The organism is Alkalilacustris brevis, from assembly GCF_003350345.1.
In the GTDB taxonomy this organism is placed as follows: Bacteria; Pseudomonadota; Alphaproteobacteria; order Rhodobacterales; family Rhodobacteraceae; genus Alkalilacustris; species Alkalilacustris brevis.
The window spans coordinates 1-25,709 of record NZ_QNVJ01000036.1 but is presented as its reverse complement, the minus strand read 5'-3'; the positions used below and the strand labels follow the sequence as shown (position 1 = coordinate 25,709).

The following is a 25,709-nucleotide window of genomic DNA, read 5'->3' as shown; positions in this document are numbered from 1 at the left end:
TTGGCTCTCCTCGTCATAGGTCAAATCAATGACCGGGCAGGTCACGCGCCCGCCCGGTGATACCCTTGTGAAACATGCCGGGCCGAGGGGCTCAGCCCTCTTTCTTGGCTTCCTCGGCGGGGGCTTCCTCGCTGGCGGTCCCGGCTTCGGCAAGCAACTGCTCGGCCGGGGCCTCTTCCAGCGCGCCAAGATCGACACCGGCGGCGCCCATCTGGGCGGTCATCCCGTCAAGCGCGGCGCGGCTGACCAGATCGCAATAGAGCGAGATCGCCCGCGCCGCATCGTCATTGCCGGGGATGATGTAATCAACGCCATCGGGCGGGCAGTTGGTATCGACCACCGCGACAACCGGGATGCCCAACTTGCGGGCCTCGGCCACGGCCAGGTCTTCCTTGTTGACGTCGATGACGAACAGCAGGTCCGGCAGTCCGCCCATTTCACGGATGCCGCCAAGGCTGGCCTGCAGCTTGGCCTGCTCGCGCTCCATGCCCAGACGCTCTTTCTTGGTCAGGCCCTCGGCGCCGCCTTCCAGTTGCTCGTCAAGCGCCTTGAGGCGGTTGATCGACTGGCTCACGGTCTTCCAGTTGGTCAGCGTGCCGCCCAGCCAGCGGTGATTCATGTAGTATTGCGCGCAGCGCTCGGCAGCATCGGCAATGGGGCGCGCCGCCTGCCGCTTGGTGCCGACGAACAGCACGCGGCCATTCTTGGCCACGGTTTCACGCACCACATTGAGCGCCGCGTCCAGCATCGGGACGGTCTGCGTCAGGTCGATGATGTGGATGCCGTTGCGTTCACCATAGATGAACGGGCCCATGCGCGGGTTCCAGCGCTGGGTCTGGTGGCCGAAGTGAACGCCAGCCTCGAGCAGCTGACGCAGATTGAAATCGGGAAGCGCCATAACGTCTGTCCTTTTCCGGTTTGCGCCTCGGTGCGGGATTTGAAAGCGCTCGCGCGCCCCAACCGGCGGACCGTTGCAGGGATTTCTCCCCCGCAGGGCCCAGCCCACACCTGTGAAGTGTCGCGGCAATTAGCCGACCCGGAACAGGATTACAAGAGCCCCTGCCCCAGCCGCAGGGGAATCGCGTTTGAGAGATCACTTCATGACAGGGCCTGAGAAGAGATCCGAGGGCTGCGCCTGCCTGGGTAGGCGCTCATGCCTGACGGTGCCACCGGCGCGGCGCTCAAGAAACGATCCACGTTGCAACATGTTGAGGCGCCTGAAGCGCCTGCCGGGGGGCAGGCAGGCGCTGCCCGGCGTTGCCGCCCGGCGGGCCGTTTGGCGAGGGGCCCTGTCATGCAGAAGCCGTTGATCTCCCTTCAAGGTGCTCAGATTCGACATGCGATCCCCTGCCCAGCCCCCGGAACGAGAGACTTCCCGGTCACAGCGTGGAAAACGGCGGCTGTCAGGGCCCCGGCACGGCTAGGGTTTGGTCATCAGCACCCATTCCCGGCTTGCTGTTTGCCATCCGTCGGAGTGCAGCGGGCGGCGGGCGCGCTCGGCATAGCCGAGGCTATGGTAAAGGCGCTGTGCGGCAAGGTTGTCATCGGTGGTGATCAGGCTCATTCCGGCGGGGCCGCGGGCGGCCTCGGCCGCGGTCATCAGGGTGCGCGCCACCCCCTTGCCGCGGGCTTGCGCGAGCACCGCCACGGCATTCACATAGCAGGTCTCGGGCGCCAGGTTTTCGAGTTCGATCAAAGCCCTGACGAGCGGGCCCGCATCCGGCGGAACCGCCTGCGCCGTGCGACCGATGCGATAGCTGATCAGCGCCCCCACCGGCTGGCCGGCCAGTTCCGCCACCAGGCCATTGCGCCAGGAAAACCCGCCTTCGTCACGCGCCGCCCGTGCGCGCCCGATGGCAAGGGCGTCTCCGTCGGGGCCGGCCTCGGCCTGCCAGAAATGCGCGGGCAACCCGTGCCCGGCCATGTTGATCGCGTCAGCCAGCAGCCCCGCATCGTCGCGGCGCGCGGCGCGAATCGTGATACTTTCGCCCTGGGCCATCGGCTTTCCCTCCCTGCTCTGCTCCGCGCGAGTATCTGCCTTGTGATCTTGCCACAGGTGAAGGATCTGCCCAAGCCGCAACGGTCATGCCGCAAAGGCCTGTCGCACAGGGAAGGCACAGGCGGAGTTGCAGCCGCCCACTGCCCCCCTTACATTCCGCGCTGACCCCGCGTTTTGCCGCATTTCCCCGGGACCAGGCCCATGAACGAGCAGACTCCCCAAGATCCGCCGCCCCAGCCCCCGCAGCCACCGCAACGGCGTGGGATACTGCATGGGCTGCGCACCAGCTTTCTGACCGGGGTCGTGGTGATCGTGCCGATCTGGCTCACGCTGTGGCTGATCTGGACAGTGGTGAACTGGATCGACGGCTGGGTGCTGCCCTTCGTGCCATCGCGCTATCGCCCGTCGGAGTTCCTGCTGGCCGATGTGCCGGGGCTGGGGGTGATCCTGTTTCTGGTCTTTGCGGTGCTCGTGGGCTGGATGGCCAAGGGGCTGATCGGGCGCACCTTTCTCGGCTGGGGCGAAAGCATCGTTGACCGGATGCCGATCGTGCGGACGGTCTATAACGGGATCAAGCAGATCGCCGAGACAGTCTTCGCCCAGACCGAATCCAATTTCGACCGGGCCTGCCTTGTGGAATACCCGCGCAAGGGGGTCTGGGCGGTGGCTTTCGTCTCGACCACCGCCAAGGGTGAAGTGGCCCGGTCGCTGGACGGCAACGGCACGATCATCAGCGTCTTTCTGCCCACCACGCCGAACCCGACCTCGGGGTTTTTGCTATTCGTGCCGGCCAAGGATGTGATCCCGCTCGACATGAAGGTCGAGGATGCCGCCAAGCTGGTGATCTCGGCCGGGCTGGTTTATCCGAACCCGAAGAACCCCCAAGTGCCCCCGCCCCGGCATTGAGGCCGCGCCCGACGCCCCGGCGCGGCGCCCGGCATGCGCCGGGGATGCCTCCGGCGGGGATATTTTGCCACAGTGAAGGGCCCCGCGTGGCGACAGGCGGCAAGCGGTGCGCCCGGCTCGGGCAACGGTGGGTGTATCGAGGGGCAGCGTCGGTCTTTCCTTCGCCGCAGCCTCGCGCTAGGACAGGGCCTGAGGAGACTGCCATGCCGACCATTCTCGATCGCATCCGCGACTACAAGCTTGAAGAGATCGCCGCCGCGCGCGCGACGCGCCCGCTGACCGCGGTGGAAGACGCCGCGCGTGCTGCCCCTGCCCCGCGCCCCTTCACTGCTGCGCTGCGTGCAGCCGCGGCCAGCGGCTACGGGCTGATCGCCGAGATCAAGAAGGCCAGCCCCTCGAAGGGGCTGATCCGCGCCGATTTCGACCCGGCCGCGCTGGCGCGCGCCTATGCCGAGGGCGGCGCGACCTGTCTTTCGGTGCTGACCGATGGGCCGTCGTTTCAGGGCGCGCCGGAGTACCTGACGCAGGCGCGCGCGGCCAGCGGGCTGCCGGTGCTGCGCAAGGATTTCCTGTATGACCCCTATCAGGTTGCTGAATCGCGCGCGCTGGGGGCCGATTGCATCCTGGTCATCATGGCCTCGGTCTCGGACGCGCAGGCAGCCGAGCTTGAAGCGACCGCGGGCGATTGGGGCATGGATGTGCTTGTGGAAGTGCATGACGAGGCCGAGCTGGAGCGGGCGCGCGCGTTGAAGTCGCCGCTTCTGGGGATCAACAACCGCGACCTGAATACCTTCGAGGTGTCGCTCGATGTCACGCGGCGGCTGGCGCGGCTGGCCCCGCCCGAGCGGTTGCTGGTGGCCGAAAGCGGATTGTCCGCGCCGGATGATCTGGCCGCGCTTGCCCGCCATGGCGCCCGTTGCTTTCTGATCGGAGAATCGCTGATGCGGCAGGCGGATGTGGCCGAAGCGACCCGCGCGCTGCTGGCCGATCCGCTGGCGCCGGGAAAGGTGGCGTGATGGCGGAGCTGACGCATTTCGACGCCGAGGGCCATGCGCATATGGTCGATGTCTCGGAAAAGGACGTGACCGCCAGGGTAGCGCTGGCCGAGGGCAAGGTGCTGATGCGCCCCGAGACGCTGGCGCTGATCACCGAGGGCCGCGCGAAGAAGGGCGATGTGCTGGGCGTGGCGCGGCTGGCGGGGATCATGGGCGCCAAGCGCACGGCCGATCTGATCCCGCTGTGCCACCCGCTGCCCATCACCAGGGTCGCGCTGGAGCTGACCCCCGATGCGGCCCTGCCCGGCGTGCGGATCACCGCGACCGTGCGCACCACGGGCCAGACCGGTGTCGAGATGGAGGCGCTGACCGCGGTCTCAATCGCGGCGCTCACCGTCTATGACATGCTCAAGGCGGCCGAGAAATCGATGGAGATCACCGATATCCGTCTACTGATGAAGGATGGCGGAAAATCGGGCCGCTATGAGGCCGGGGCGGAGCCGGCGGAATGATTCCGGTCGCCGAGGCGCTGGAGAAGGTTCTCGCGCTGGTTCCCCCGCCGCGGGGCGAGGCGGTGCCGCTGGCCGAGGCTGCGGGCCGGGTTCTGCTGGCCCCTGCGCGGGCGGCGCGCGACCAGCCCCCTTTCGCGGCTTCGGCGATGGATGGCTATGCGGTGGCGGGCGCGGGGCTGAAGCCTGGTGCGCGCCTGCGCGTGGTGGGCGAAGCCGCCGCCGGGCACGGCCATGCGGGCCGGATCAAACCCGGCGAGGCGCTGCGTATCTTTACCGGCGCGCCCCTGCCCGAGGGCAGCGACACTGTCGTGATCCAGGAGGATGTAACGCGCGACGGCGAGATGATCCGTCTTGACGAATGCCCCGAACCCGGTGCGCATGTCCGCCCGCGCGGCGGCGATTTCGCCGCCGGCGACGAGATCGCCGCCCCGCGCCGCCTGCGCCCCGCCGACCTGGCGCTGCTGGCGGCGATGAACGTGCCCGAATTGCAGCTTGCCCGCCGCCCCGAGGTGGCTTTCATCGCCACCGGCGACGAGCTTGTGATGCCCGGAGAGGCGCCGCGCGACGACCAGATCATCGCGTCGAACATCTTCGCGCTGCAGGCCATGGCGCGCGCCGAGGGCGCCGAAACCCGCATTCTGCCGATCGCGCGCGACACCCCCCTCAGCCTGCGCACGGTGCTGGAGCTGGCCGCGGGCGCCGATCTGATCTTGACGATCGGCGGGGCCTCGGTGGGCGATCACGATCTTGTCGGCCAGGTCGCGCAGGAGATCGGCATGGAGCGGGCCTTTTACAAGATCGCCATGCGGCCGGGCAAACCGCTGATGGCCGGACGGCTGGGCGGCGCGATGATGCTGGGGCTGCCGGGCAACCCCGTTTCGGCCATCGTGTGTGGGCAGATCTTCATGCTGCCCGCGCTGAGGGCGATGCAGGGGCTGCCCGAGCCTGTGGTGCCGCCGCGCCGCGCCCGGCTGGGATGCGCGCTGCCGCCGAACGGGCCGCGCACCCATTACATGCGCGCGCGCCTTGCCCCCCCGCGGGATGGGGAGGGGCTGCCCCTCATCACCCCGTTCGCGCGGCAGGACAGTGCGCTGCTGTCGGTGCTGACCGAGGCCGATGCGCTGCTGATCCGCCCCGTGCGCGACCCCGAGCGCAAACCGGGCGATCTGGTGGAGTATCTGCCGATCTGAGCGTGGCCGCACCGGCGGTTGACACAAAACGCGAACATGAGTAGAACATTCTGCATCATCATCATTGCCCGGGAGGATGCCGGATGCTCACGCGAAAGCAGATCGACCTGCTGAAATTCATCCACGAACGCCTGCAGCGCGATGGCGTCCCCCCCTCGTTCGACGAGATGAAGGATGCGCTTGACCTGCGGTCGAAATCGGGGATTCACCGGTTGATCACCGCGCTCGAGGAGCGTGGCTTCATCCGCAGGCTGGCGCATCGCGCGCGGGCGATCGAGATCCTGCGCCTGCCCGAGACGCTTGCGGGCAAAAGCGGCGCACGGGACGGCAAGGTGATCCATGGCAGCTTCGGAGCGAAAGACACCGCCCCCGGCCCGGCAATGCCGGAAAGCGGCGGCGCGCTGGACCTGCCGGTGATGGGCCGCATCGCTGCCGGCACCCCGATCGAGGCGATCAGCACGGCAAGCCATCATGTGGCCGTGCCGGAGGCGATGATCTCGGGACGCGAGGAACATTACGCGCTTGAGGTCAAGGGCGATTCGATGATCGAGGCGGGCATCAACGATGGCGACATCGTGGTGATCCGCCGGCAGGAGACAGCCGATAACGGCGATATCGTCGTCGCCCTGGTCGAGGATCACGAGGCCACGCTCAAACGGTTCCGGCGCAAGGACGGAATGATCGCCCTGGAAGCCGCCAACCCGGCCTATGAAACCCGTACGCTGCGCGACGACCAGGTGCGCGTGCAGGGCCGCCTCGTGGGGCTGATCCGCAGCTATTGAAACGGTTTCATGCGGGCATGGGCGCGCCTGAAATTTTGGCAAGGCAAGGCCTTGTGGCCGCGTCTGCGCGGGGGTGCATGTGCTCTGGGAAAGCCAGACCGCGCGCGCCTGGCCGGCGGGGGCCTGCGGCGCGGATATTTTTTTCACAGTGAAGGACTGAAGCAATTTCAGAAAGAGTTGATAGACTTTTTCGGTTCGAGATTGCGACAAACAGAAGGTTGAAGCATCAGGGCGATTCCTTGAATCGCAGAAATGCTTTGGCGCGCGCCCAGACATGGCACTGTGGGAAAATGCCCGGCCCGTTTTGGATGCGCGATTTGCCTTGCGCGCGGGAATTGCCCGGATGCCTCGGCCTTGCCGGCAGGCCGCAGGGGCAAGCGCGCCGGGAGGTGGTGCAGGGGGCGCAGGCCTCAGCCCAGTGACGTGACCCAGAGAATGGTCGCATCCTCGGGGCTGACCGAGATCACGTTATGGCCCATTGCCGCGTCATAATAGGCGCTGTCGCCGCGCTTCATCTCGATGGGGGCATAGAATTCGGTGTAAAGCCGGATGACGCCCGTGAGCACGTACAGAAACTCTTCGCCATCATGGCGCACCCAGCCGTCGAAGGCCTCCATGGAACGGGCGCGCACGCGGGCGCGGTAGGGCAGCATCTGCTTGCGGGAAAGCGCCCCGGCCAGAAGCTCGTGTTCATAGGTGGCGGTGGCATGGGCCTCGCCTTCATTCGCCCGTGTCAACGCCAGCCGCGCCGTCACCTGCCCGCCGCTGGGCGGCGTGAAAAGCTGGGGGATCGGGATGTCCAGCCCCTCGGCCAGCTTGCGCAGCGCCTCGTAGGTCGGCGACATCTGCCCGTTCTCGATCTTGGAAAGGGTCGAGCGGGCCAGCCCCGCGCGCTTTGCCGCCTGTTCCAGCGTCCAGCCGTGGCGCTTGCGCAGCTCGCGCACCCGCGCGCCCAGGTTGAGCGGCTCGACCGCGGCCGCCGCCCCGTCGGCGCGCGCGATCCGGATGATGCTGGGTTGTTCCTGCGGGTCCATCGCATCCGTTTACGCGGGGATTCGGCCGGGCGCAACTGACGGCGCGACCCCCCCTGCCCTTGCGCCGGGCAGGAGGCGCGGCGCTCAGTCCTCGGCCTGCGCCTCGGCGCGCGACTTGCCGGCCACATCCTTGGCCAGCGTGGCCGCCATGAAGCGGTCGAGATCGCCATCGAGCACCCCCTGGGTGTCGGAGGTTTCCACCCCGGTGCGCAGATCCTTCACCATCTGGTAAGGATGCAGCACATAGGATCGGATCTGGTTGCCCCAGCCGGCATCGCCCTTGGCATCATGCGCGGCCTCGATCGCCTCGGTGCGCTTGCGCAGCTCCATCTCGTAGAGCCGCGACTTCAGCGCGTTCATGGCGATTTCGCGGTTCTGGTGCTGGGATTTCTGGCTCGATGTGGTGACGATGCCGGTGGGAATATGGGTGATCCGCACCGCCGAGTCGGTGGTGTTGACGTGCTGCCCGCCCGCGCCCGACGAACGGTAGGTGTCGATGCGGATATCGGACGGGTTGACCTCGATCTGGATATTGTCATCGACCACCGGATAGACCCAGACCGACGAGAACGATGTGTGCCGCCGCGCCGCGCTGTCATAGGGCGAGATGCGCACCAGCCGGTGCACGCCGCTTTCCGACTTGAGCCAGCCATAGGCGTTCGGCCCGGAAATCCGGTAGGCGGCCGAGCGGATGCCGGCCTCTTCGCCGGCGCTTTCGCTCATCAGTTCGACCTTGTAGCCCTTCTTCTCGGCCCAGCGGACATACATCCGCGCCAGCATCGCCGCCCAGTCGCAGCTTTCGGTTCCGCCGGCGCCCGCGTTGATCTCGAGGAAGGTGTCGTTGCCGTCGGCCTCGCCGTCGAGCAGGGCCTCGAGTTCCTTCTCGGCGGCGCGGGCGGCCAGCGCCTTGAGCGTGGCCTCGGCTTCGGCCACGATCTCGGCATCGCCCTCGGCCTCGCCCATCTCGATCAGTTCGATATTGTCGCTGAGTTCCTGCGAGATGCTTTCGTGGACCGTCAGCGAATCCACCAGCATCTGCCGTTCGCGCATCAGTTTTTGCGCGCGCGCCGGGTCCGACCAGAGGTCGGGATCCTCGATCATCGCGTTGAACTCCTCGAGCCGGTGCTGCGCGGTCTCGGCATCCATCCGCTGTGCCAGCAGGGCAAGCGACTTGCGGATCGCGTCGATCTGATTTTGCGTTTCGGCACGCATCCGGTGACCTCGTGATGATGGCGTTGGGGCTGTCCGGCCTGATAGCGCGATGCGCGCGGCGGGGCAAGGTGGCGGCCCGGCGGCATGAAAGGGCCGCGTCGGCGCGATGGCCGCACTGACGCGACGGGGGCTGCCCCCGATTGCTGGCTGCTGGGGCTAAAGCGTTTCGGCTATTCGTCGTATTGCCGAAACGCCGCAACCTTCTGTCCTGTCGCAATTCCGAACCGAAAAAGTCTATCAACTTTTTCTGAAATTGCTTCAGAACCCCAGTGCCTTGCGCAACATGTTGGCCGCCACGATGATGATGAACACCGCGAACACCCGCTTGAGCGGCTTGGGGTCCATCGCATGGGCCAGCCGCACGCCCCAGGGCGCGGTGACCAGCGTCATCGCGATCACCACCGCAAACGCCACCAGGTTGATTGCGCCGATGGTGAAGGGCGGCCGGTGGGCGGGGTCGATCGCCAGGAACAGGAACCCCAGCACCGAGGGCACCGCGATCAGGATGCCGAAGCCCGCCGCAGTGGCCACCGCGCGGTGAATGGCCACGCCGTAAAGGCTCATCAGCGGCACCCCGAACGAGCCGCCGCCAATCCCCATCAGCACCGACAGGAACCCCACCGAGGGCGACAGCACCGCGCGCGGCACCCCGTGCGGCATCTGCGGCCCCAGCCGCCAGTGCGGCCGCCCGAACGCCAGGTAGAGCCCGACGATGACTCCCAGCCCCCCGAAGATCGCCTGCAACACGCCCGAGCGCAGACTGGCCGCCACCAGCACGCCGAACACCGCGCCCAGGGCGATCCCCGGCGCCCAGCCGCGCAGGATCTCCCAATCAACCGCACCCTTGCGGTTATGGGCCATGACCGAGCGCGCCGAGGTGACGATGATGGTGGCCAGCGATGTGGCCAGGCAGATCTGCATCAGCTGCGGCCCCTCATACCCGAGGACCGAGAAGGCGTAAAAGAAGGCCGGCACCAGCACGATCCCGCCGCCCACGCCGAGCAGCCCCGCGATGATGCCGGCAAAGGCACCGATCGCCAGAAGCAGGGCCAGCATCTGCAACAGCAACGAAAGTTCGGGCAAGGGAAGGGGCGCGGGCACGGCAAGGCTCCTGTTCTTCTCAAACGCTTGGCCTTGCCCCTACCCCAGCCCGGCGGGCAAGGCCAGTGCTCCTGCGAATGCCAGTGCCTCTGGGAATGCGGCTGCCGGCGCTCAGGCTCTTGCGGCCATCAGCGTAGCGCCACCCGCCGCTGCCTCCGCCTGCGCCGCCAGCGCGGCATCGAGCATCTCTAGCCCCGCCCCGGGCTGCACCGCCCCTTCCGAGAGCGCCCGCCGCCAGGCCCGCGCGCCCGGCTGGCCGGCATAAAGCCCCAGCATGTGGCGCGTGACGCTGTGCAGCCGCCCGCCCTGCCCCAGATGCCGCGCGATATAGGGGCGCATGGCCGCGACCACCTCTTCGCGCGACAGCGGGGCGGCGGTATCGCCCCAGATCGCGGCATCGGCGCCGGCCAGCACGTCATAAGGGCGGTGATAGCCGGCGCGCCCCAGCATCACGCCGTCCATGCCGCGCGCCAGATGCGCCTGCGCTTGCTCCAGCGTCTCGATGCCGCCGTTGAGCGAGACATGGAGCTGCGGAAAGGCCGCCTTCATGCCAAGGACCAGATCGTGATCGAGCGGCGGCACCTCGCGGTTTTCCCTGGGGCTGAGCCCCTGAAGCCAGGCCTTGCGCGCGTGAATGATGACACGCCGCACCCCCGCCGCTGCGATCCGTTCCAGGAACTGCGGCAGCACCTCCTGCGGGATCTGGTCATCGACGCCGATGCGGCATTTGACGGTGATCTCGGCCTGCGGCGCCGCGGCCGCCATGGCGGCCACGCAATCGGCCACCAGCTCGGGCCGCTGCATGAGAACCGCGCCGAAACACCCCGATTGCACCCTGTCGGACGGGCAGCCGACGTTCAGGTTGACCTCGGCGAACCCCTCATCCGCCGCGATCCGGGCCGCCTGTGCCAGCTCCGCCGGCTCCGATCCGCCCAGTTGCACCGCCACCGGCGCCTCGGCCGGGTCATGCGCGAGCAGATGCATGGCCCCGCCGCGCACCAGCGCCGCCGATGTGACCATTTCCGTATACAGCAACGCCCGGCGCGACATCAGCCGGTGAAAGTAGCGGCAGTGCCGGTCGGTCCAGTCCATCATCGGGGCGACGGACAGGCGCGCGGCTAATTTCATGTTTTCCTTCATGGCGTTCTGTCGTTTTCTTGATCTTCTTTTACGGGGGGCTTCGACGCGCATCTGCCTGTCTTGCGACGTGTCATGCGCGCCTCTCCTTAGCAGACCCGAACGCCGCCTGCACCCCCGTCGCGCGCGCCGTGCAGCAGATACCGGTCGTCGCGAGAGTGGCCGTCGGCGGGAGCCTCCGGCGGGGATATTTTTTTCACAGTGAAGGGCGGGCCGGGGCGACTCAGGGAAATTCGCTTTTCACGGAAACACCGGATTGATGTAAGATCATGCGGCAGACAGGGAGGTATTCGAGACATGGCATCCGACAAGATTTCGGTTCTCCTCGGCACGACAAAAGGCGCGTTCCTCCTTTCGGGCGCAAGGCAATCCGAAGGCTGGCGGATACGCGGGCCGTTCTGCAATGACTGGCCGATCAATCATGTCATCGGCGACGCCGAGAGCGGAATGATCTGGGCCGGCGGCGGGGGCGAGTGGTTCGGCGCGGGCCTGTGGCGCACGCCGGATATGGGCGAAACCTGGGAAAACATCCGCCTGACCAAAGGCACGATGGACGACTGGGCCGCGAATGATCCTGATTTCGCGCAGATGATCGGCTGGTCGCCGCAGGAGCTTCCCTTCAGGGACGAATTCGCGCAAATCTGGTCGCTCGGGCACGCCCACGGCACGCTTTACGCGGGCACCAGGCCGGCCAATCTGCTGGCCAGCCGCGATGGCGGGCTGACATGGGAGCGGGTGAACGGGCTGACCGACCACCCCTCGGCCGAAAGCTGGAACCCCGGCGCGGCGGGGCTGGTGCTGCATTCCATCGTGCCCTCGCCCAAGGAGCCCGGCAAGCTCTGGGTCGCTATTTCGGCGGCGGGGGTCTTCGCCACCGAGGATGGCGGCGACACATGGGAGCGGCGCAACCGCCTGTCGAACGCCGAATGCGCCGGGCACAGCGACCACCCCGCGGCCCCGGCAGGCGGCGAAACCGGCCATTGCGTGCACAACATGATGCGTGCGCCGGGCGGCGAGGACGTGCTCTATCAGCAGAATCACCACGGTGTCTGGCGCTCGGGCGACGGGGGGCGCAGCTGGGAAGACATCACCGAAGGACTGCCCTCGACCTTCGGCTTTCCGATCCGGGTGCACCCGCGCGACCCTGGCACGATCTGGACCCTGCCGCTCAATGGCGACATGCAGGGCCGCTTTCCACCCGGTGCGGCGGCGGCGGTGTGGCGCTCAACCGATGGCGGGCAGAGCTGGGAGGCGCTGCGCAACGGGCTGCCGCAGGAGGGCTGTTTCTTTACCGTGCTGCGCCAGGCCATGGCCGGCGACGCGCGCGAGCCTGCGGGGATCTATTTCGGCACCAACAGCGGCTCGGTCTTTGCCAGTTTCGATGAAGGTGAGAACTGGCACGAGATCGCCCGGCACCTGCCCACGATCCTGTCGGTCGAGGTGCTGGACCGCGCAAGCGCCTGAGCGCAGGTCCGCGACCGCATCAGGTTGCGAAGGTCACATGCCCGTTCTCGTCGATCGGCCAGGCCGGGTTCCAGGCGATTTCCCAGGCGTGGCCGTCCGGGTCGGCCACGTAGCCGCGAAACCCGCCATGTGGCGGCGCGTCGGCGGCGCGCAACACCTTGCCCCCCACCCCGGCCAGCCGCTGCATGAGCGGCGCGACATCTTCCCGCGCGGGCACGTTATGGGCCAGCGCAAAGGCGCCGGGGCGGGCCGGCGCGCGGGCGCCCATATCGGCTTCAAGCTGGTCGGCAAGCCAGGTGCCGAAGACAAGCCCGTTCATCTGGTAGAAGGCGATCTCATCATTCTCGAACACGGGCGCCCAGCCGAACCCCCGCGCATAGAACCGCCGCGAGCGGGCCAGGTCGACCACGCCGAGGGTAATCACCGCGATCTGTTGCTGCATGGGGCCCCCTGCTGTCGTTCATTGCGTTGCGGGTGATCGGGGTCACAGACCCCCGCGAGAGGCAGGCCAGCGCACCTTACAGCGGCAGGCTGGTGTCGTTCTTGATCTCTTCCATGCCCAGAAGCGCGGTGATGTTGTAGACCTTCACCTCGGAAATCAGCGCCTGATAGAAGGCGTCATAGGCGCGCGCATTGGCCACGCGGACTTTCAACAGATAGTCGATTTCACCGGCCAGGCGATGCGCCTCCTGCACCTCGGGGCGGGCCTTGACGGTTTCCAGAAAGCGGCGCTGCCAGTCGGGGTCATGCTCGGCGGTGCGGATCAGCACGAAGAAACAGGCCTCCAACCCCAGCTTCTGCGGATCGAGGATCACCGTCTGCCGCAGGATCACCCCGGCCTCGCGCAGTTTGCGAATCCGGTTCCACACGGGCGTCTTGGACGAGCCGACCTTGCGCGCGATTTCATCGAGCGACTGCCCCGCGTCGCGTTGCAGCTCATCAAGGATTTTCCGGTCCAGGTCGTCAATGCGGATTGTCATGCCGCGCACCTCGGGTTTTCAGGGTCAGGGTTTCATCGCCGCCCACCGGTTAGAACACACGTTCCTTTTTAGCAAGGGGTGTGGCGCTCATACAGGAAAATTTCCTATATTGCTGCAAGAAGCAAGAGGTGATCTGCGATGCGGCATTTTCCCATATTCCTCGACACGGCGGGACAGCGCGTGATCGTCGCCGGCGGCGGCGAGGCTGCGCTGGCAAAGCTGCGGCTGCTGCTGAAGACCGAGGCGCGGCTGAGCGTCTACGCCGAAAGCCCCGCACCCGAGATCCGCACCTGGGCCGAGAGCGGCAAGCTGCGACTGGTCGAGCGTGCCCTTGCACACGGCGATGCGCTTTGCGCCGCGCTGGTCTATGCCGCCGCCGAAGATGCCGCCGAAGACGCCCGTATCGCCGCCATCGGGCGCGCCGAGGGTGCGCTGGTCAATATCATCGACAACCTTGAGGACAGCGCCTTCATCACCCCCGCCATCGTCGATCGCGACCCTATCACCGTGGCGATCGGCACCGAGGGCGCAGCACCCGTGCTGGCCCGCGCCATCAAGGCCGATCTGGAGGCGCGGCTGTCGCCGGTGCTCGGCGCGCTGGCCCGCGCCGGCAAGGCGTTTCGCGGCTTGGCCGAGGCGTTGCCGATGGGCCGTGCACGGCGCGACTTCTGGGCCGAGTATTACGACGCCGCCGGCCCCCGCGCCCATGAGGCCGGCGGCGAGGCAGCGCTGCGCCCGGCGCTTGACGTCCTGCTTGGGCAGCATCTGGCGCGCAAGCCCGCGCCGGGCCGCGTCGATCTGGTAGGCGCCGGCCCTGGCGACCCGGAGCTTCTGACCCTGCGGGCGCGGCGGCTGCTCGATACCGCTGATGTGGTGATCCACGACCGGCTGGTTTCTCCCGAGATCCTGGAACTCGCCCGGCGCGAGGCACGGCTGATTGCCGTGGGCAAGGAGGGCTTCGGCCCCTCTACCTCGCAACAAGACATCAACGCGCTGATGGTGCGCGAGGCCCGTGCGGGCGCGCAGGTGGTGCGGCTGAAATCGGGCGATCCGGGCGTGTTCGGGCGGCTCGATGACGAGGCCGAGGCGCTGGACGCCGCCGGCCTCGACTGGGGCGTGGTGCCTGGCATCACCGCTGCATCCGCCGCCACCGCCAGCATCCGTCAGAGCCTGACCAAGCGCGGGCGCAATGGCTCGGTCCGGTTGTTGACCGGGCACGATATGAAAGGCTTTGCCGAACAGGACTGGCGCGGGCTGGCCGCCCCCGGCGCAGTGGCTGCGATCTATATGGGCAAGCGCGCCGCGCGGTTCGTGCAGGGTCGCCTGCTGATGCACGGGGCCGCGCCCGACACCCCCGTCACCGTGGTCGAGAACGCCAGCCGGGCCGACCAGCGGGTGATCGCGGCACGGCTTTCTGGTCTGCCGCAGACGCTCGAAGGGGTCACCGGCCCAGCGGTGCTGCTGCTGGGGCTGGCGCCGCGTGCCGCCGAACAAACACTCGAAGACTTGCAGGAGGCGCTTTCATGAGCCGTCGTTTCACCCCCAAGGTTGTCACCGCCAACGCCCTGATCGAAGGCGATGTGATCTATCTCACCGCCGATGACCGTTGGAGCAAGCAGCACCACGAGGCCGAGCTTATCGAGGACGAGGCGCATGCCGAAATCCGCCTGCTGTTTGCGCAGGCGCAGCCCGATCGCGTGGTCGGCCCCTACCTGGCCGAGGCCCGCCCCGGCGCGCACGGCCCCGAGCCGGTGCATTTCCGCGAAGCGTTCCGCACCCGCGGCCCGTCGAACTACGCCCATGGCAAGCAGGAGGCCGAGGCCCACTGAGCCCGCCCTGCCCCGCCAGCCGCAAGGAGTTTACCATGTATCGCTACGATGATTTTGACGAAGCCTTCGTGCGCAACCGGGTCGCGCAGTTCCGCGACCAGGTGGAGCGGCGCCTCTCGGGCGCGCTGACCGAAGAGGAATTTCGCCCCCTGCGCCTGATGAACGGGCTTTACCTGCAACTGCACGCCTACATGCTGCGCGTGGCGATCCCCTATGGCACGCTGGACAGCCGCAAGATGCGCCAGCTCGCCCTGATCGCCGAGCGCTGGGACAAGGGTTACGGCCATTTCACCACGCGCCAGAACATCCAGTTCAACTGGCCCAGGCTGACGGATGTGCCCGCCATCCTGGACGCGCTGGCCGATGTGGAAATGCACGCGATCCAGACCAGCGGCAACACCATCCGCAACGTCACCGCAGACCATTTCGCCGGGGCGGCGGCTGACGAGATTGCCGATCCGCGCCCTGTCGCCGAGCTCTTGCGCCAATGGTCCACCGACCACCCGGAATTCCAGTTCCTGCCGCGCAAGTTCAAGATCGCCATCACCGGCAGCCCCAATGACCGCGCCGTGACCCGCGCCCATGACATCGGGCTGCGCATGGTCACGCAAGACGGCCAGCCGGGGTTCGAGGTGGTTGTGGGCGGGGGGCTGGGCCGCACGCCGATGATCGGCAAGGTGCTGCGCGATTTCCTTCCGCAGGCCGATCTGCTGCCTTATGTCGAGGCGATCCTTGCCACCTACAACCTGCTGGGCCGGCGCGACAACAAGTACAAGGCACGCATCAAGATCACCGTGCACGAGACCGGGCTGGAAGAGTTCCGCGACATGGTCGAGGCCGAGTTTCCCGCCCGCCGCGCGCTCTTTGCCGGGGGCGATCAGGAGCTGCTGGCGCAGATCGAGGCGGCCTTTGCCCCGCCCGCGTTCCGCAACGCGCCTGTTGACGCCTATGAGACCGCGCGCGCCGCTGACCCGGTATTCCGCGCCTGGGCCGATACCAACCTCGCGGCGCACCGCCACCCCGATTACGCCATCGCCACGATCAGCCTCAAGGCCCATGGCGAAACGCCGGGCGACGCCACCGCCGAGCAGATGCGCATCATGGCCGACCTGGCCGCGCGCTACGGCCATGACGAGCTGCGCATCAGCCACGAGCAGAACGTGATCCTGCCGCATGTGCATAAATCCGACCTGCCGGCGGTGCACGCCGCGCTCAAGGCCGTCGGGCTTGCCACCGCGAATCTGGGGCTGGTCTCGGACATCATCGCCTGCCCCGGCATGGATTACTGCGCGCTGGCCACGGCGCGTTCGATCCCGGTGGCGCAAAAGATCGCGCAGCGTTTCGATGAGCTGAAGCTGGAGCACGACATCGGGCCGCTCAAGCTCAAGATCTCGGGCTGCATCAATGCCTGCGGGCACCACCATGTGGGTCATATCGGGATTCTGGGCCTCGACCGCGCGGGGGTCGAGAATTACCAGGTCACCCTTGGCGGCGACGGCACAGAGACCGCGGCGGTGGGCGAACGCGCCGGCCCCGGCTTTGCCTATGACGAGATCGTGCCCGCGATCGAACGGCTGCTGCGCGCCTATCTGGAACAGCGCGAAAGCCGCGAGGAAACCTTCCTGGAGGCCTATCGCCGGCTGGGGCCTGCGCCGTTCAAGGCCGCGCTCTACCCCGAGGAGGGGCGCCGCGATGCCGCGTGACACCAGCCTTGCCCCGGTCGAGGCGCGGGTGGAGGCGCTGAATGCGCGCTATCGCCACCACGCGGCCGCGCCAGTGCTCGAGCATGCCCTGCGTGACCCCGAGGTGGGCCGCGTGGCGCTGGTTTCGAGCTTCGGCGCCGAATCGGTGGTGCTTCTGCATTTGATCTCGGTCATGGCGCCGCAGACGCCGGTGTTGTTCGTTGACACGATGATGCTGTTCCCCGAGACCCTCGAATACCAGCGCGAACTGTCGGCCAGGCTGGGGCTGCGCGACGTGCGGGTAATCCGCGCGGCCGATACGGCACTGGCCGCGCATGACCCCGACGGCCTGCTGCACCAGAGCGACCCTGACGCCTGCTGCGCGTTGCGCAAGACCGCGCCGCTCGAACACGCACTGGGCAAGTTCGACGCCTGGATCAGCGGGCGCAAGCGTTTTCACGGCGCAACCCGCGCGCATCTGGAATTCTTCGAGGCCGAAGAAGGCACTGGCCGCATCAAGATCAACCCGCTCGCGCATTGGGCGCGCGAGGATCTGGCCGAATACATCATCAATAACCGCCTGCCCCGGCACCCGCTGGTGGCGCGCGGCTACCCTTCGATCGGTTGTGCGCCCTGCACTGCGCCCGCCTCGGGCAGCGACGATCCGCGCGCGGGCCGCTGGCCGGGCCGCGAGAAGACCGAATGCGGCATTCATTTTTCGGGTGGCCGGGCCGTGCGCCCCGGCACCCCGGCGACGCAGGAGAAAACACCATGAGCGTCATCGTCACCGACCAGGGGTTCCAGCCCGAACACTGGAAGGCAGGGTTCACCACACCCGATGCCCTGCCCGATGCCAGCAGCGCGGTCGCCCTCGACCTTGCCTCCGACGACGACCCGGCGACGCTGGTCGCACAATTCGACCGCATCGCGCTGATCCGCGTCCATTTCGCGCATTTCGCAGATGGGCGCGGCTTCACCCTGGCGCAGCGGCTGCGTCAGTTGGGTTATACCGGGCGTTTGCGCGCCCATGGCCATGTGCTGGCCGATCAGTACACCATGGCTCGGCGCTGCGGCTTCGACGAGGTCGAGATCAGCGCCGGCCTCGCCCATCGCCAGCCGCAGGAGCACTGGCGTTTTCGCGGCAACTGGCGCCACCATGACTATCAGTCGCGGCTGCGCGCCTGAGCGGGGGCTTTTCTCCGCGCCCGAACACGCCTAGAAACCGACATGAAGAGGGAGGGGGCCGCGCCCGCCCGCGCCCCCGCGACAGAGCAAATGAACCAGCAGAGCACCATCATGAACGCCCCCGCAGCCAAGGCCCTGCCCGATGCCCAGACCGTCACCTCGGTGCGGCACTGGACGGATCGGCTGTTTTCCTTCCGCGTCACCCGCCCGCGCAGCCTGCGCTTCCGCTCGGGCGAGTTCGTGATGATCGGCCTGATGGGCGAGAACGGCAAACCGCTTCTGCGGGCCTATTCCATCGCCTCGCCCAGCTGGGACGAAGAGCTTGAATTCTACTCGATCAAGGTGCCAGATGGCCCGCTGACATCAAGGCTGCAACATATCCAGCCGGGCGACGAGATCATCCTGCGCCCCAAGCCGGTGGGCACGCTTGTGCTGGACGCGCTGCTGCCAGGCAAGCGGCTGTGGCTGTTCGCCACGGGCACGGGCATCGCGCCTTTCGCCTCGATCGTGCGCGATCCCGAGACCTATGAGCGCTATGACGAAGTCATCCTGATGCACACCTGCCGCGACGCGGCCGAGCTGGACTATGGCCGCGAACTGGTGGAAAGCCTGCCCGAGGATCCGCTGATCGGCGAATTTGTCGGCGACAAGCTCAAATACTACCCCACCACCACCCGCGAAGAGAGCCCGCGCATGGGCCGCATCACCGACAACCTGAAATCGGGCAAGGTGTTCGCGGATATCGGCACCCCGCCGATCAGCCCCGAAACCGACCGCGCCATGGTCTGCGGCTCGCTGGCGTTCAACCACGACATGAAGGCCATTCTCGAAGGCTACGGCCTGCGCGAAGGCGCCAACAGCGACCCGGCCGAATACGTGGTCGAGAAGGCCTTCGTGGACTGAGAGGGCAGCGGCCTTGTGCAATCTGCGGCGCGGCTGCCAATCTATTGCGATTGCGCCACCAGCGGTGTTCCAAAATACCCGAATGCCGCCCAGTCTGCCGGATCGGGGTAGTCTTCACGCAGGCGCAAGGCCGCGTGGCGCAACGCCTGCGGCGGCGTATGACGCTCCAGTTCATCGTGAAAGGCCAGCATCAGCGGCACGGCGGATTCGTCCGATACCGGCCAATGGCTGAGTACCGTGCCCAGCGCCCCGGCCTTTTGAAAGGCCCGCGCCAGGCCGATCACGCCAGCGCCCAGGGCCTGCCCGCGCCCGGTATCGCAGGCCGACAGGATCACCAGCGGCGCGGGCAGCATCTGATCCTGAATCTCGCGCGCGGTGAGCGGACCATCGGCCATGACCAGATAGCTGTCATCCAGCGGTGCCTCGGCGCTGGCAACTCCATGGCCAGCAAAATGCACCAGCGACGTGCTTTGCAAGGCCGAAAGCAACCGTCCGCCTGTCGCCGCCTGTCCGATGACCAGCTCTGCATCCAGGCGACCCGCCAGCCACTCGGCCTCCCGCCGCGCCCCGGGCAGCGGCGGAAATATCAGCCCGCCATACGCGTCTGAATCGAAGCCGCCCGGGTCCCCGAATACCGCACGGCCGCGTTCGCCCTGCCCCGACCAAAGCATCAGGCGCAATTCATAATCGGCAAGGGCGCGCGTCACATGATTTCCGCTGCGGTCGATCGCGATGCCCGGCACCGCGTTCAGCCCGGGCAGGGAAAGCAGGGATGTCAATCGGTCCATCCCGGTGACGGAATGTGTCTCGACCAATGGCTGCTGCCCGTCCAGCGGCAAGGCGAGCAATGGCAGCAACGCCAGTTCGCCCGGCAGATGGAGCGTCAGATGCCTGGTCTGCGCCAGGGCACGGGTGATTTCCGGCATTTCGAAATGCGCACCCAGCCGGGCAAGGTGCCCGGTCGCGTCAGGCTCTGCCGGGCCGGCCTGCAGCGCCACGGCCCCGCGCGTGACCTCTTGCGCCGCGGCCTGTTCCGCCGGCAAGCGGCTTGAGCGCGCCTCGCCCAACGGCACCCGCGATGCAAGCGATTCGACCGCAGCGCGTGCATCGGCCAGCAAGTCCGCCCGTTCGACAGGCCGCCGGGCATAGAAGAACCGCACCTCGCCTTCGGGTCGGCCGAACTGCCCGTCCTCTGCGCCGTCCAGCGGGCCGGAAACCCAGCCAAATGCGCAAAGCCAGGCATCCCCGACGTGCTGCACCAGGAACATTGCCTCTCCCTGCAGGCCAACAAGGGTGCTTGCGGCGGTATGAAAGGCGCCGGGTGTAAGATCGCCATAGACCACCGGGTCCAGCGCGCTCGCATCAAAGGACCGCTGAACATAAAGATTGCGCAAATCCTCGACATAGCTGGCCAGAAACCGTTCGAGCGCGACAGTGGCGTCGCCGACGCAGACAGGCGGCTGTGCAGGCCCTGACATCTCCCGCACGGCCCCATGACCTGCGCCTGTGCCGGCTTTCGCCGGACTGGCCTGTCCCGTCATTTCCAAGAGACCGCCACCCAGCAGGGCCGCTGCCACGAGACCGCGCCAGACCTGCCCCATGCCAGCTGCTCGTGGCACGGCTTTTCCAGGCGGGAAGGGGGTTTTCGTTCCAGCGCGCATGGTCAACCGTTTCACGGGCCGTCAACGCCTGTCAATCGTCGCGAAACGCCCGGACTCATCCATGTCGGCGGCGCATCGCCCCCTGTGGCCACCGCATCAGGAGTCGGGATCTGTCCTTTCGCGCGCTTCCTCGATCGCGGGGCGAATGCGCTCTTCCAGCACCCGCCGCGTGATCGGCCCGGCAAAGCGCAGCACGATCCGCCCCTCGCCATCGATCACATAGGTCTCGGGCACGCCGTAAAGCCCCCATTCGATGCCGGTGCGCCCGGCATCGGTGCCATGCCCGGCGAAGGGATCGCCAAGCTCGTCAAGGAAGGCGTTGGCCTGCCGCGCGGTATCCTTGTAGTTGATGCCCCAGATCGGCAACCCCTCGGCCGCGAGTTCCTCCAGCATCGGATGCTCTGCCCGGCAGGGCGCGCACCAGCTGGCCCAGTAATTCACCAGCTTCACGCCATCTTCGCGCAAGGTCTCGTCGGTGAAGGGCGCGCCGCGCCCCTCCAGCGCGCCAAGCTGTAATGGCGGCGCGAATTGCCCCTCGCGCTGGCTGGGCAGGGAATCGCGATCCTCGCGGAAATTGCCCGCGGCAAACAGCGCGGCCACGGCCAGGAACACCAGCGGCGGCAAAACCATCAAGGGCCTAATCCTTGGCATCGGCGCGCCTCCTCCTGGCCTCGATCTCGGCAAGCTGCCGCTTCATCCGTGTGCCGCGCAACCAGATGCCCCCCACCAGCAGCGCCATGATCAGGGCCGAAACCCCATAGGCCGCCAGCACCTCGGCGGCGTATCGTCCCAGATCGGGCATCATCCCATCCGCTCCCGTGCTTCAAGCGCCTTGATCCGCCGCGCGCGGATCTCGGTGCGCGTGCCCGCCAGCACCAGCGCCACGAAGATCAGCACGAATCCCGCCATGCTGACGTAAAGCGGCAGCTTGTAGGTCATGTCCATTCGCTCACCGGCCTGCAGGCTCAGCGACGGCCCCTGATGCAGCCCCTGGCTCCAGAAGAACACCGCATAGCGCGAAAGCAGCGCAAAGATCGACCCCACAAGGCACAGCACCGCCGTCAGATCGGCCGCGGTGTCGGGGTCGTCGATCGCCTGCCAAAGCGCGATATAGCCCAGATAGAACAGAAACAGCACCAGGAACGAAGTCAGCCGCGGGTCCCACACCCACCAGGTGCCCCACATCGGCTGGCCCCAGACCGCGCCGGTAAAGAGCGCCACCGCCGTCATAGCAAGCCCGATGGGCGCCGCCGCCCGCGCCGCCAGCGCGCTCACATGGTGGCGCCGGATCAGCCAGACCAGCGAGGCCACCAGCATCATGATCCAGATATTGATTGCCATCATCGCCGAAGGCACATGCAGAAACAGGATCTTCACGGTCGACCCCTGGCGAAAATCATCCGGTGTGAAGAAATAGCCCCAGATCAGGCCCACCCCGGTCACCACCGCCGCCAGCCCCGCCACCCAGGGCATCAGCGGCCCGGTAGTGTCCATGAACTTCTTCGGATTGGCATATTCCCAGACAGACATGGCGAAATCCTGTAATGCGGGCCCAGTTCTAGTCCGCGCTGCGCCCGGCCTCAATGCACGGGCCCGTGAATCCGGTCAGCGCAGGTTGATACGAATTGCCGCAGCCGAGGCAAAGGGCAGCAGCGCGAAGGCCCCCAGCGTGATCCCGGCCAGCAGCGCCAGCGGTGTGCCCACCGCCAGCCCCTCGGCCCCGCGGCGCACCAGTTCGGCCCCGAAAACCAGCGTCGGCACATAAAGCGGCAACACCAGCAGCGACAGCAGCAACCCGCCGCGCCGTAACCCCACCGTGAGCGCCGCGCCGAAGGTGCCAATGACCGACAGCGCCGGCGTGCCCAGTGCAAGCGACAGAACCAGCCAGCCATAGGCCGGGGCGGGCAGGCTCAGCAGCACACCCAGAAGCGGCGCGATCAGCGTCAGCGGCAGCCCCGTCGTCACCCAATGCGCCAGCGCCTTGACCGTGACCACCCCCTCCATCGGAATCGGCGCCGTCGCCAGCAGGTCGAGCGATCCATCCTCATAATCCAGCGCGAATATCCGGTCGAGCGAGAGCAGGCAGGCCAAGAGCGCGCCGACCCACAGGATACCCGGCGCGATCATCGCCAGCACCGCCCCCTCCGGCCCCACGCCAAGTGGCACCAGCACCACCAGCAGCAGAAAGAACGCAAGCCCCAGGCCGAAGCCGCCACCCGCGCGAACCGCCAGGCGCAGGTCGCGCAGAAACAGCGCTAGCATGATCCGCCCCTTTCCTGGATTGCCCGCCCGCTCATGCGAAGGCCTCGTCAAAGGCGCCGTTCTGGCGCGGTTGCGCGCGGTAGGGGGCAAGCTCCAGCACCTCGGCCTCCTTCAGCCCCAGGTCGATATGTGTGGCCATCAGCGCCGCGCCGCCACCGGCCAGGTGCCGCCGCACCACCGCGACGAACAGCGCCACCGACGCCGCATCCAGCGACACCGTCGGCTCATCCAGAACCCACACCGGGCGCGCCGCCACCACCAGCCGCGCCAGCCCCAGCCGCCGCTTCTGCCCGGCCGAAAGATTCTGCGCCTGCCGCCCCGAAAGTTCGCCCAGGTTCATCGCCTCCAGCGCCGCCCCGATCCCCGGCCCGCCATAGACCTGCGCCCAGAACGCCAGGTTCTCGGCCACGGTGAGCGTGGGCTTCAACCCATCGGCATGGGCGGCATAGGCGATCGCCTCGGGCGCGACCGAGACGCGCCCCGCCAGCGGTGGCTGCAACCCGGCCAGCGTGCGCAAGAGCGTGGTCTTGCCGCAGCCATTGGGCCCGCGCAACACCAGCGCGCGCCCCCCCGCCAGCGAAAACGACACCCCTTCGAGCACCGCCACCCCACCGCGCGCGCAGGCCAGATCCTCGACCACAAGCTCCATGCACCCCGCCCGGCAGACCCCGGCCTGCTCTTCTTCTTGGTCCAAATATCCCCGCCGGAGGCGGAAATCCGGCCGCCGCAGGCGGCCCTTTCGCCTTTCCTAAAGCGTTTCGGCCATTCGTTGAATCGTCGAAACGCTTCAACCTTCTGTTTTGTCGCAATTTCGAACCGAAAAAGTCTATCAGCTTTTTCTGAAATTGCTTTAGCGCAGCACCGCAGCGACGGAAAGGCGCAAGCTCGTCACAGCCGCGCGCGCCCCCCGCCCTGCGCGCGCCGCGTCACTCGCGCAGGCGCACGCGTGCCATGTAATCGGGCGCCTCCACCCGGCCGCCGGCACGCGGATCGCCCCTGGCGATCGCGTGCACATGCGCCATCCCCTCGACCACGCTGCCCAGCACCGTGTATTGCCGGTCCAGTTGCGGATGGCGATCGAGCATGATGAAGAACTGGCTGTTGGCGCTGTCCGGCGCGTCGGCGCGGGCCATGCCGACCGCGCCCGTGTCAAAGGGCAGGTCCGAGGGCTCCAGCGGCAGGTCGGGCAGGTCCGAGCCGCCGCGCCCGGCCATGCCAGGGTCGCCGCCCACCCGGCCAAAGCGCACATCGCCCGTCTGCGCCATGAAACCTTCGATCACACGGTGAAACACCACCCCGTCATAGGCGCCCGCCTCGGCCAGTGTGATGACGCGCTCCACATGCAGGGGCGCCACATCGTCGCGCAGATCGATCACCACCTCGCCCGAAACCTGCCCGCCCAGTTCGATCACCAGATAGGGCCCGCCAGTGTCCACCCCGGCCGAGGGCGGCTGCGGTGCCGGGCGGGTCTGCGCGTAATAGAAGCCCCCCAGCACCGCGAAACCCAGCGCGAACAGCCCGCCGACGATCAGTGCCTCGCGCCGGGTGCCCACGGTTACTGCGCCTGCTCCACATCGGCGGCCACCTGCACCCGGATCATGCGATCAGGGCTGGCGGGGGGCTCACCGCGGGTGATGGCATCGACATGTTCCATCCCCTCGATCACCCGGCCATAGACAGTGTATTGCCCGTTAAGGAAGTGATTGTCGCCGAAATTGATGAAGAACTGGCTGTTGGCGCTGTCGGGATGCTGGCTGCGCGCCGCGGCCAGCGTGCCCCGGTCATGGGGTAGGTCCGAGAACTCGGCCGGCAGTTCGGGCAGATCCGAGCCGCCCCGCCCGGCCATGCGCAGGCTGAATTCGGCGGCCTCGGCATTGCCGAACTCCACATCACCCGTCTGCGCCATGAAGCCCTCGATGACGCGGTGAAACACCACGCCGTCATAGGCCCCGGCGCGGGCCAGTTCGCGCATCCGCTCGGAATGCAGCGGCGCGACCTCGGGCAGAAGCTCGATCACCACCGTGCCCGATTCAAGCTCCATCAGGATGGTGTTTTCCGGAGCCGCCCCGTCTTGCGCCATGGCGGCCGGGGCCGCGGCCAACAGGCTTGCGACCGCAAACGCGCGAAAGATGCCTGGCCTGAACTCAGTCATCGGCGGCCACCTTCACGCTGAGCATACGGTCAGGGCTCGCGGGCGGCTCGCCGCGGGTGATGGCATCGACATGCTCCATCCCGCCAATCACCCGGCCATAGACTGTGTATTGCCCGTTGAGGAAATGATTGTCGCCGAAATTGATGAAGAACTGGCTGTTGGCGCTGTTCGGGTTCGACGAGCGCGCCGCGCCCAGCGTGCCTCGATCATGGGGGATGCGGCTGAACTCGGCGGGAAGGTCGGGCAGGTCCGAGCCGCCGGTACCGGCGCGGCGCAGGTCGAAATCCTTCTCGGTATTGCCATTGGCGACATCGCCGGTCTGGGCCATGAAGCCCTCGATCACCCGATGAAAGACCACGTTGTCATAGGCGCCGGCGCGGGCGAGTTCCTTCATTCGCGCGCAATGCTGGGGCGCGATGTCGGGCATCAGTTCGATGGTGACGGTGCCGTCTTTCAGCTCCATCAGGATGGTGTTCTCCGGGTCCTTGATTTCGGGCATCTGCCTCTCCTTGTCTGCGGTTGCGCGCCACCCTAGTGGGACGGGCGGCAAAGGAAAAGAGGCCCGGCTTCGCGGCTCAGGGCTATCGCATTTGGAATCTGAGCACGTCGAAAGGAGATCAAAGGCTTCTACATGACACAGCCCCTTGCCAGAGGGGCCTCGCCCGGCGGCAACGCCGGGCAGCGCCTGCCATTCCGGGGGCTTACGCCGCCCCACCGGGGCGA

Annotated in this window: 29 protein-coding genes; 12 read left to right on the top strand and 17 right to left on the bottom strand. The window is 67.3% G+C overall.

Annotated elements, in window-relative coordinates; translation table 11 throughout:
* Positions 1–91 precede the first annotated feature (91 nt).
* A complete protein-coding gene (rpsB, locus tag DQ229_RS04980; protein WP_114965173.1) occupies positions 92–898 on the bottom strand; it encodes a 30S ribosomal protein S2 in 807 nt (268 codons plus the stop codon).
* A 522-nt stretch (positions 899–1,420) separates the two neighbouring features.
* On the bottom strand, positions 1,421–1,999 hold the full coding sequence (locus DQ229_RS04975) for a GNAT family N-acetyltransferase (protein ID WP_114965172.1): 579 nt from the start codon (positions 1,997–1,999) through the stop codon (positions 1,421–1,423).
* 201 nt (positions 2,000–2,200) lie between these two features.
* Between DQ229_RS04975 and DQ229_RS04970 the strand changes: the two genes are divergently transcribed.
* From DQ229_RS04970 to lexA, 5 genes are all read left to right on the top strand, one after another.
* Entirely contained in the window at positions 2,201–2,905 is a 705-nt protein-coding gene (locus DQ229_RS04970) for a DUF502 domain-containing protein (RefSeq protein WP_114965171.1), read from the top strand.
* A gap of 203 nt (positions 2,906–3,108) precedes the next feature.
* Positions 3,109–3,921: an indole-3-glycerol phosphate synthase TrpC gene (gene trpC / locus DQ229_RS04965; RefSeq protein WP_114965170.1), complete on the top strand. Its 813-nt coding sequence runs from the start codon at positions 3,109–3,111 to the stop codon at positions 3,919–3,921.
* On the top strand, positions 3,921–4,412 hold the full coding sequence (gene moaC / locus DQ229_RS04960) for a cyclic pyranopterin monophosphate synthase MoaC (protein ID WP_114965169.1): 492 nt from the start codon (positions 3,921–3,923) through the stop codon (positions 4,410–4,412). Before trpC ends, moaC begins: the two co-directional genes overlap by 1 nt.
* Positions 4,409–5,602 carry a molybdopterin molybdotransferase MoeA gene (locus DQ229_RS04955; protein ID WP_114965168.1) on the top strand — a complete coding sequence of 398 codons (1,194 nt, stop codon included), beginning with the start codon at positions 4,409–4,411 and terminating at the stop codon, positions 5,600–5,602. Before moaC ends, DQ229_RS04955 begins: the two co-directional genes overlap by 4 nt.
* An 83-nt stretch (positions 5,603–5,685) precedes the next feature.
* The gene (gene lexA / locus DQ229_RS04950; protein WP_114965167.1) at positions 5,686–6,384 is read left to right on the top strand and encodes a transcriptional repressor LexA; all 699 of its coding nucleotides are present in this window, start codon (positions 5,686–5,688) and stop codon (positions 6,382–6,384) included.
* A 410-nt stretch (positions 6,385–6,794) separates the two neighbouring features.
* Here lexA and DQ229_RS04945 read toward each other — a convergent pair whose 3' ends face one another.
* The 4 genes from DQ229_RS04945 to dusA form a co-directional block, all read right to left on the bottom strand.
* Positions 6,795–7,418, bottom strand: coding sequence for a helix-turn-helix domain-containing protein (locus tag DQ229_RS04945; protein WP_114965166.1), 624 nt, complete (start codon positions 7,416–7,418; stop codon positions 6,795–6,797).
* Between the two features lie 84 nt (positions 7,419–7,502).
* On the bottom strand, positions 7,503–8,630 hold the full coding sequence (prfB, locus tag DQ229_RS04940) for a peptide chain release factor 2 (protein ID WP_114965165.1): 1,128 nt from the start codon (positions 8,628–8,630) through the stop codon (positions 7,503–7,505).
* Between the two features lie 258 nt (positions 8,631–8,888).
* Positions 8,889–9,713 carry a sulfite exporter TauE/SafE family protein gene (locus DQ229_RS04935; protein ID WP_238380965.1) on the bottom strand — a complete coding sequence of 275 codons (825 nt, stop codon included), beginning with the start codon at positions 9,711–9,713 and terminating at the stop codon, positions 8,889–8,891.
* 129 nt (positions 9,714–9,842) lie between these two features.
* Positions 9,843–10,871 carry a tRNA dihydrouridine(20/20a) synthase DusA gene (gene dusA / locus DQ229_RS04930; protein WP_114965164.1) on the bottom strand — a complete coding sequence of 343 codons (1,029 nt, stop codon included), beginning with the start codon at positions 10,869–10,871 and terminating at the stop codon, positions 9,843–9,845.
* A 294-nt stretch (positions 10,872–11,165) separates the two neighbouring features.
* Between dusA and DQ229_RS04925 the strand changes: the two genes are divergently transcribed.
* Positions 11,166–12,332, top strand: coding sequence for a WD40/YVTN/BNR-like repeat-containing protein (locus tag DQ229_RS04925; protein ID WP_114965163.1), 1,167 nt, complete (start codon positions 11,166–11,168; stop codon positions 12,330–12,332).
* Positions 12,333–12,351: 19 nt separating this feature from the next.
* Here DQ229_RS04925 and DQ229_RS04920 read toward each other — a convergent pair whose 3' ends face one another.
* The gene (locus tag DQ229_RS04920) at positions 12,352–12,774 is read right to left on the bottom strand and encodes a VOC family protein (protein ID WP_114965162.1); all 423 of its coding nucleotides are present in this window, start codon (positions 12,772–12,774) and stop codon (positions 12,352–12,354) included.
* Between the two features lie 76 nt (positions 12,775–12,850).
* Positions 12,851–13,312, bottom strand: a complete 462-nt coding sequence (locus DQ229_RS04915; protein ID WP_114965161.1) for an Lrp/AsnC family transcriptional regulator — start codon at positions 13,310–13,312, stop codon at positions 12,851–12,853.
* 138 nt (positions 13,313–13,450) lie between these two features.
* Between DQ229_RS04915 and cysG the strand changes: the two genes are divergently transcribed.
* From cysG to DQ229_RS04885, 6 genes are all read left to right on the top strand, one after another.
* Positions 13,451–14,839, top strand: coding sequence for a siroheme synthase CysG (gene cysG / locus DQ229_RS04910; protein WP_114965160.1), 1,389 nt, complete (start codon positions 13,451–13,453; stop codon positions 14,837–14,839).
* Complete coding sequence (locus DQ229_RS04905; protein ID WP_114965159.1) at positions 14,836–15,141, top strand: DUF2849 domain-containing protein; 306 nt, start codon at positions 14,836–14,838, stop codon at positions 15,139–15,141. The genes cysG and DQ229_RS04905 overlap by 4 nt, the downstream gene beginning before the upstream one ends.
* Before the next feature lie 35 nt (positions 15,142–15,176).
* Complete coding sequence (locus DQ229_RS04900) at positions 15,177–16,844, top strand: nitrite/sulfite reductase (RefSeq protein ID WP_114965158.1); 1,668 nt, start codon at positions 15,177–15,179, stop codon at positions 16,842–16,844.
* The gene (locus DQ229_RS04895; RefSeq protein ID WP_114965157.1) at positions 16,834–17,598 is read left to right on the top strand and encodes a phosphoadenylyl-sulfate reductase; all 765 of its coding nucleotides are present in this window, start codon (positions 16,834–16,836) and stop codon (positions 17,596–17,598) included. Before DQ229_RS04900 ends, DQ229_RS04895 begins: the two co-directional genes overlap by 11 nt.
* Positions 17,595–18,008: a DUF934 domain-containing protein gene (locus DQ229_RS04890; protein ID WP_114965156.1), complete on the top strand. Its 414-nt coding sequence runs from the start codon at positions 17,595–17,597 to the stop codon at positions 18,006–18,008. Before DQ229_RS04895 ends, DQ229_RS04890 begins: the two co-directional genes overlap by 4 nt.
* Positions 18,009–18,119: 111 nt before the next feature.
* Positions 18,120–18,911: a ferredoxin--NADP reductase gene (locus tag DQ229_RS04885; RefSeq protein ID WP_114965230.1), complete on the top strand. Its 792-nt coding sequence runs from the start codon at positions 18,120–18,122 to the stop codon at positions 18,909–18,911.
* Positions 18,912–18,952: 41 nt separating this feature from the next.
* Here DQ229_RS04885 and DQ229_RS04880 read toward each other — a convergent pair whose 3' ends face one another.
* The 9 genes from DQ229_RS04880 to DQ229_RS04840 all read right to left on the bottom strand — a co-directional run bounded on the left by DQ229_RS04880 (position 18,953) and on the right by DQ229_RS04840 (position 25,485).
* On the bottom strand, positions 18,953–20,389 hold the full coding sequence (locus DQ229_RS04880; RefSeq protein WP_162300748.1) for a CHAT domain-containing protein: 1,437 nt from the start codon (positions 20,387–20,389) through the stop codon (positions 18,953–18,955).
* A gap of 279 nt (positions 20,390–20,668) precedes the next feature.
* On the bottom strand, positions 20,669–21,223 hold the full coding sequence (locus tag DQ229_RS04875) for a DsbE family thiol:disulfide interchange protein (protein WP_114965154.1): 555 nt from the start codon (positions 21,221–21,223) through the stop codon (positions 20,669–20,671).
* Positions 21,210–21,374 (bottom strand): heme exporter protein CcmD, encoded by a 165-nt coding sequence (ccmD, locus tag DQ229_RS04870; RefSeq protein ID WP_420796854.1) that lies wholly within the window; start codon positions 21,372–21,374, stop codon positions 21,210–21,212. Before ccmD ends, DQ229_RS04875 begins: the two co-directional genes overlap by 14 nt.
* Positions 21,374–22,102, bottom strand: coding sequence for a heme ABC transporter permease (locus tag DQ229_RS04865; RefSeq protein ID WP_114965152.1), 729 nt, complete (start codon positions 22,100–22,102; stop codon positions 21,374–21,376). Before DQ229_RS04865 ends, ccmD begins: the two co-directional genes overlap by 1 nt.
* A gap of 75 nt (positions 22,103–22,177) precedes the next feature.
* Positions 22,178–22,834, bottom strand: a complete 657-nt coding sequence (gene ccmB / locus DQ229_RS04860; RefSeq protein WP_114965151.1) for a heme exporter protein CcmB — start codon at positions 22,832–22,834, stop codon at positions 22,178–22,180.
* 31 nt (positions 22,835–22,865) lie between these two features.
* A complete protein-coding gene (ccmA, locus tag DQ229_RS04855) occupies positions 22,866–23,483 on the bottom strand; it encodes a heme ABC exporter ATP-binding protein CcmA (protein ID WP_114965229.1) in 618 nt (205 codons plus the stop codon).
* 277 nt (positions 23,484–23,760) lie between these two features.
* Positions 23,761–24,387, bottom strand: coding sequence for a peptidylprolyl isomerase (locus DQ229_RS04850; protein WP_238380960.1), 627 nt, complete (start codon positions 24,385–24,387; stop codon positions 23,761–23,763).
* A 2-nt stretch (positions 24,388–24,389) separates the two neighbouring features.
* Positions 24,390–24,914: a peptidylprolyl isomerase gene (locus tag DQ229_RS04845; protein ID WP_114965227.1), complete on the bottom strand. Its 525-nt coding sequence runs from the start codon at positions 24,912–24,914 to the stop codon at positions 24,390–24,392.
* Positions 24,915–24,978: 64 nt separating this feature from the next.
* Positions 24,979–25,485, bottom strand: coding sequence for a peptidylprolyl isomerase (locus DQ229_RS04840; RefSeq protein WP_114965150.1), 507 nt, complete (start codon positions 25,483–25,485; stop codon positions 24,979–24,981).
* Positions 25,486–25,709 lie beyond the last annotated feature (224 nt).